Annotated in this window: 3 protein-coding genes and 1 pseudogene; 2 read left to right on the top strand and 2 right to left on the bottom strand. The window is 75.1% G+C overall.

Going from position 1 to position 6,193, the window contains the following annotated elements:
• The coding region (locus ACFRMQ_RS36800) for a sigma-70 family RNA polymerase sigma factor (RefSeq protein ID WP_380735196.1) at positions 1-1,315 on the bottom strand (1,315 nt) is incomplete at its 3' end.
• A gap of 338 nt (positions 1,316-1,653) precedes the next feature.
• A complete protein-coding gene (locus tag ACFRMQ_RS36805; protein WP_380735197.1) occupies positions 1,654-2,550 on the bottom strand; it encodes a TetR/AcrR family transcriptional regulator in 897 nt (298 codons plus the stop codon).
• A 475-nt stretch (positions 2,551-3,025) separates the two neighbouring features.
• Between ACFRMQ_RS36805 and ACFRMQ_RS36810 the strand changes: the two genes are divergently transcribed.
• Together ACFRMQ_RS36810 and ACFRMQ_RS36815 are read left to right on the top strand one after the other, a co-directional pair.
• On the top strand, positions 3,026-4,477 hold the full coding sequence (locus ACFRMQ_RS36810) for an NAD(P)/FAD-dependent oxidoreductase (protein ID WP_380735198.1): 1,452 nt from the start codon (positions 3,026-3,028) through the stop codon (positions 4,475-4,477).
• Between the two features lie 194 nt (positions 4,478-4,671).
• Positions 4,672-5,994, top strand: a pseudogene (locus tag ACFRMQ_RS36815) (SpoIIE family protein phosphatase); the annotation flags it as partial.
• Between the last annotated feature and the right edge of the window lie 199 nt (positions 5,995-6,193).

Genomic DNA, 6,193 nt, shown 5'->3' on the forward strand with positions numbered 1-6,193 from the left:
TCCCGGCCTCCTCGGTGCCGGACCTCACCGCCATAGACGCCCCGCCCGCCCCGCCCCCACCCGTGGGGCCGGCGGCAGCGGCACCGGCCGCACCGGAGGCGGCACCCGAGGTCCCGGTGGTCGCCGCGGCCGTTCCGGCCGCCGCACCGCCGACCGCCGCGGCACCGCCCACGGCGGCCGCGGCGGCGCTGAACCCGCCGACGCCGATCCAGACCAGCACTCCGCCGGGCAGCAGGGCACGCAGCCCGGTGTTGATCTCGGTCAGTTCCAGGCAGGCGGCCGTGCAGCGGTCGCACTCCCTGAGGTGCCGTCCGACCTCCGCCGAGGCCCGCTTGCGCAGCGAGCCGCGGGCGTACGCCCCGAGCCGGTTGGCGTACGCCTCGCAGCCGCTCTCCTGGCTGCCCGAGACGTGCGCCTGGAGGAACGCGGCGGCGAGCCGGTCGCGGGCCCGGTGGGCCTGGACGGCGGTGGCGTTGGCGGTCTTGCCGAGCATCACCGCGACGGTCTTCGGGGACTCCCGCTCGACCTCGGTGTGCCAGAGCACCATCCGGTCGTCCTCGGGCAGTTCCGCGTAGGCCCGCATGACCATCCGCTGGTCGGCCATCGCCATCGCCCAGGCGTCGGCGCCCGGGTCGGCCAGGTCGACGTCCACCGCGGTGGCCGAGGTCTGCGCGAACACCGCGAAGTCGTCGACGAGTTGCTCGCGCCGCTCGCTGCGGTGCCAGGCGGCGGCGACGTTGCGCACGGCGGTCAGCAGATACGCGCGGACGGCGAACTCCGGGCCCTTGCCCGCCCGCAGCGCCTGGAGGGTACGGGCGAACACTTCGCCCGCGAGGTCCTCGGCGGTGAAGCTGTCCCGGCAGCAGGTGCGCGCGTAGCGCCGTACCGATTCGGCGTGCCGGCGGTAGATCTCCTCGTACGCGGTGTCGTCCCCGGCCCGGACCCGGGCGGTCAACTCGGCGTCGGAGTCCGGGCGCTCACCGTCGACCGGGTCGGCGGGGGCGGGAACGGTCCGTCGGGCGGTCCGGCCACCGGAGAACCGGTCGCCGACGAACGCCTCCGGGGCGACCCCGCCCTGGCCCGCGGGGGCCTGCCCGGGCACCCGGCCCGGGGGCAGCGAGGAGGAGAAGGCCTCCCGCCGGGGCGTCCCGGCCTGGTCGGGAACGTGACCGGCGGACGAACCCGCCGCGGAGCCCGGCACTTGGGCGGCCCCGCCGAGGCTGCAGGGGCCCGCGGCGGACCCTTCGGCGCTCTGCCCGGAGAGGCCTCCGAAGTCGAGGCCGTACCCGTAGTCGTTCTGTTCCTCGGCGCTCACAACGGACCCCAGATTCCACGACAGCCCCCGTATTGTGGCAGGGCGCGCGGGCGTGCGTAGGCGCACGGTTCCCCGGTGTACGGCGCCGACGGCGCGCGAAGGGCGCGCATCGGGACATTGGCTCCAACCACGGGCAAAGGATGGCATAGCGCAGAGACGGGCGGTAGCCGGACGGGCCGCCCGTCTTTTCTCCGAAGGGCCGTCGCGGGGGCGTTCGCCCAGCGTGCGGCGGCGGGGTGTGCGGCTTCCGCACCCGGCGCGCGCCCATGGCCCGCGCGCCGGTCCTCCCTCCAACTCCCTTGCCCGCCGGGCGTGGCGTGGCGATCGGCCGACGGACGTCAGCTCGCCCGCAGACCGTCCAGCAGGATCTGCAACAGCCGGTCCGAGGGCCCGCCGGAGGCCTGACCGTCCGTCTGCGGAGAAATCGGCGAGAAACCGCCGGCCGCCGGGGCGGAGACCGACGGACGGGCCGCGTGCACCGGCACCGAGGCGGTCAGCACCAGCACCACGTCCGACACCGTGACGCCCGGCCGCAGTTCGCCCGCCGCACCGGCCCGCGCCACCAGCGCGGCCAGCAGCTGGAGGAGCAGCCGGGGATCGGCGTCGGCCGCCGAAGGCTCGACCGCCCCGCCGGAACGGGCCTCCTCGCCGCGCAGGTCGAAACGGACCGCCGCGGGCGCTTCCGACGCCCGCTGCTCGGGCACCCGGGCCAGCTCCTCCGCGTACCGGAACGCCTCCGGGGGCAGCAGCCGGCCGGCTCCGCTGCTCACCGCGCGGGCCAGGTAGCCGGCCAGCGACTCCCAGGCGCCGTCACCGCCGTACAGCGACTCCCGCGCCTGCGCGGTCAGCCACGCCACCTCCTCGGCGGCGATCCGCTGGACCAGCACCTCCTTGCTGGGGAAGCGCCGGTAGACCGTGCCGACGCCGACCCCGGCCCGGCGCGCGACCTCCTCCATCGGCGCGCCGTAGCCGAACTCGCCGAACACCTCACGGGCCGCCCGCAGCACGCTCTCCAGGTTCCGCCGGGCGTCCACCCGCAACCGGGCCCCGGGCACCGGCACGGCGGTCGGCGCGGGCTCGGCCCGGTACGGGACGGCCGACCGGGCCGTCCCCGCCTGCGCCTGCGCCGTCCCGCCCTGCGCCGGCAGGTCCAGCGGGCCGCGCTGCTCGGGGACCGTGCCCGGCCCGGCCTGCGGCGCTGCCGCCCGCCCCAACACCTGCTCCTGCTCCATCATCCCAACTCTCCCCCGCAGGCGTCCGAATCCGGACCCTGTCGTCGCCCGCCCCCGCACCCCCCGGTGCAGCTCAGCCCGTCAGAAATGACCCGATGACCCATCGCTCGTGCCGCCCGTCCCGTTCCGGTGACCACGGTTCGTGCCGCCGGGCCGGGTCCACGTCCGGCTCGGCGCGTCGGCTCCGTCCGGGGCCCTTGTCCGGGAACTACCCTTCCCCGGATGACCGGCCCCCAGTCGGGTTCTCACGCCAACACTGGAACTGGCCGTAATGGCCGCTCCACGGTGCGTCGCCGCCGATTGTCATGGCGACGGCCGCCCCGGTACACAATCCGACCATAGTTCACCACTCTGCGCGGCCGAAAGTGCGTCAGAAAGTCGCCCAGTAAGCACAACTGGCCACACCGGGCACTCGCATCGCAACCCGCCCCGTACGGACTGTGGACAAGACGACCTCCTCCGGTCCTTCATAGGGGGCGTGATTGGGGGGACACCCCCGGCCCGGCAGGCCGGGACGAAACGTCACATCGGCAGGAGGTTCACCATCAGGATCCTGATCGCCGGCGGCGGCTGCGCCGGAACGGCCGCCGCGCTCCACCTCCAGCGCGCCCTGCGGGGGCGACTGCGGCGCGGCGAGGTGGAGATCACCGTCGTCGAGCCCCAGGCCTACTTCACGTACCACCCGCTGCTGGCCGAGGTGGCGGCCGGCTCGATCGACCCGCGGCACGTGGTCGTCCCGCTGCGGCGGGTCCTGCCGGACTGCCGGGTGCTCACCGCCCGGATCACCCGGATCGAGCACTCCGCCCGGCTCGCCCTGGCGGACGCCGCGGGCCCGGGCGAGCGCCCCGCGCCGGTCGAACTCCCCTACGACATCCTGGTGGTGGCCCCCGGATCGGTCTCCCGCACCGCACCGGTGCCCGGCCTCGCCGAGCACGGGCTCGGCTTCTCCACCGTCGGCGACGCGGTGGGCCTGCGCAACCACGTGCTGGAACAGCTCGACCTCGCCTCCGCCACCCGCGATCCGGCGCTGCGCCAGTCCGCGCTCACCTTCGTCTTCGTCGGCGCCGGCTACGCGGGCGTCGGGGCGCTCGCCGAACTGGAGGACATGGCCCGCGCCGCCGTCCGGGACTACCACAACGTCCGCGCCGAGGACCTGCACTGGGTCCTGGTCGAGGCGACCGGCCGGATCCTCGCCGAGGAGTCGCCCGACCTCGCCGCGCACACCCTCGGCGAACTCCGTGAGCGCGGCGTCGACATCCGGCTGGGCACCACCCTGGAATCCGCCGCCGATCGGGTCGTGGCGCTCTCCGACGGCAGCCGCTTCGGCGCCCGCACCCTGGTGTGGACGGCGGGCGTCCGGCCGTCCCCGCTGCTGCGCGAGACCGACCTGCCGCTGGACGTCCGCGGCCGGGTGCGGTGCCTGGCGACGTTGCAGGCCGTCGGGCCGGACGGACGCGCCCTGCCCGGCGTCTGGGCGGCGGGCGACTGCGCCGCCGTACCGGACCCGACCGCGGGCGGCGCGCCCTGCGCGCCCAACGCCCAGCACGCCTTCGCCCAGGCCGAACTGCTCGCCCGCAACGTCGTGGTGGCCCTGGACGGCGGGCCGCACGCCCCGGGTCTGGCCGACTACCGGCCCGGCCCCGCCGCCTGCTCGACCTCGCTCGGCCCGCGCCGGGCCGTCGCGCACACCCGGCGCGGGGGCAGGCTCACCGGCCGGCGGGCCTGGTGGCTGCACCGGGCCCGGCACCTGCGTCGACTGCCGAGTGCCGAGCGCCGGGTGCGGGTGCTGATGGACTGGGTGCTCGGCGGAGTGTTCTCCCGCGAGGTGGTCTCGCTGGGCGGGATGGAACACCCGCGTTCGGCCTTCGAGGAGGGGTTCGAGCCGGGGGCCGGCCGCCCGTCCGACGCCGGACCGGACGCTCCCCGGTGACCGCCCCCGCCGAGCCGGGCCGGTGACCGGCCGTGTGGCGAACCGGAGGGCGAACCGGACGGCCACGCCGGGCGCGCGACTTCCGGAACCGGGCCTCCGCCTGACAGGATCACCCCGACCTGGTCATTACCCCGTGTGCTTCTGCGCACACAAAAAGTGATGATATGCCTGGAAACCGAGGAAGCGGCCGTCGTTTGAACCTCATGCGCTGGAGCGCCCGGCTCACCGGAGCCCCCTGGCGTGCCGTCCCGCCCGACGGCACCGGGACCGAGGACGGTGCGCCCTGCCCCGACGGCGTGGTCGTGCCCAGCCCCCGCGACCCGAGCGGCCCCGCCGCCACCGCCGAGCTCCTCGACCCGCACAAGCCGCAGAACCTGCGCGAGGTCCTCAACCGCATCCCCGCCCCGGTCGCCGTCACCTACGGCCCGCTCCACCAGCTCGGCTACGCCAACCGCGCCTACCGCGAGCTCTTCGGCGACCGCCCCACCGGCCTGCCGGCGGCGGAGGCGCTCCCCGAACTCGGCAGCATGGGCGTGCTGCCCCTGATGGACCAGGTCATCCGCGGCGGCCGCCCGCGCAGCGTCAAGGCCCGCTGCATCCTCGGCCTCACCGGCAACCGCTACTACAACGTCTCCTGCGTCCCGCTCGGCACCGGAGACAACGGCGACGCCCCGGTGGAGGGGTCGCCCACCGGTGTGCTGATCTTCGCCGCCGAGGTCACCGACCAGGTCCTCGCCGCGGCCCGCCTGCGCGAAGCCGAACGCCGCCAGCGCGAGGCCGCCGTCACCCTCCAGCGCAGCCTGCTCCCGCAGAAGCTCGACCAACCGGCCGGCCTGCGGGTCGCCGCCACCTACCAGCCCGGCGGCGCGGAGGCCGCCGTCGGCGGCGACTGGTACGACGTCATCGCCATCGACGGCGGGCGCACGGCCCTCGTCATCGGCGACGTGATGGGCCGCGGTCTGCGCGCCGCCGCCGTCATGGGCCAGCTGCGCACCGCCGTCCGCGCCTACGCCCGCCTCGACCTGCCCCCGCACGAGGTGATGCGCCTGCTCGACGGCATCGCCATGGAGATCGACGCCAACCAGATCGCCACCTGCACCTACGCCGTCTGGGACCCCAGCCGCCGCACCCTCTCCTACGCCTCCGCCGGACACCTGCCCGTCCTGCTGCGCTGCCCCGACGGCACCATCCTGCGCAGCGAGGAACAGAACGGCCCGCCACTCGGCACCGGCGGCGGCCTGCACGTCTCCCACACCCTGCGGCTGCTCCCCGGCACGACCGGTGTCCTCTATACCGACGGACTCGTCGAGCGCCGGGACGAGGACATCGACCAGGGCCTCGACCTCCTGGCCCGCACCCTGACCGGCGCGATCGGCGCCCCCGAGGTGGTCTGCGCCCGGCTGCTGCGGGCGATGGGCGTGACCTCCGAGCACGACGACGACGTCGCGGTCCTGGCCTTCCAGCTGCCGACGGAGGAAGGCACCGGAAATTCGGTTGCGCCGGCCGCGACGGTTGACTCCGCCATCCTGAAGGACTAGTGTTCTTCGAGCTGCCTGGCAGGGAGCACCGGACACGCATCTGCGCGGACGGTCCCGAGGCGGCCAATCCTCTGAAACACCACTTCCGGTTCGTGCCGGTCGTTTCGCTTTTTCGCGTCACGGCTTGGCGCTTATTCGGCGTGTTCGTTTTATCGGATTGCGGCCGGATTAGCTTTTC

It is taken from the genome of Kitasatospora sp. NPDC056783 (genome assembly GCF_042789895.1).
Taxonomy (GTDB): Bacteria; Actinomycetota; Actinomycetes; order Streptomycetales; family Streptomycetaceae; genus Kitasatospora.

What these genes read in the sequence shown, in the direction of transcription:
- ACFRMQ_RS36805 (WP_380735197.1), bottom strand. Translation starts at nt 2,550, where the DNA reads ATGATGGAGCAGGAGCAGGTGTTGGGGCGGGCGGCAGCGCCGCAGGCC.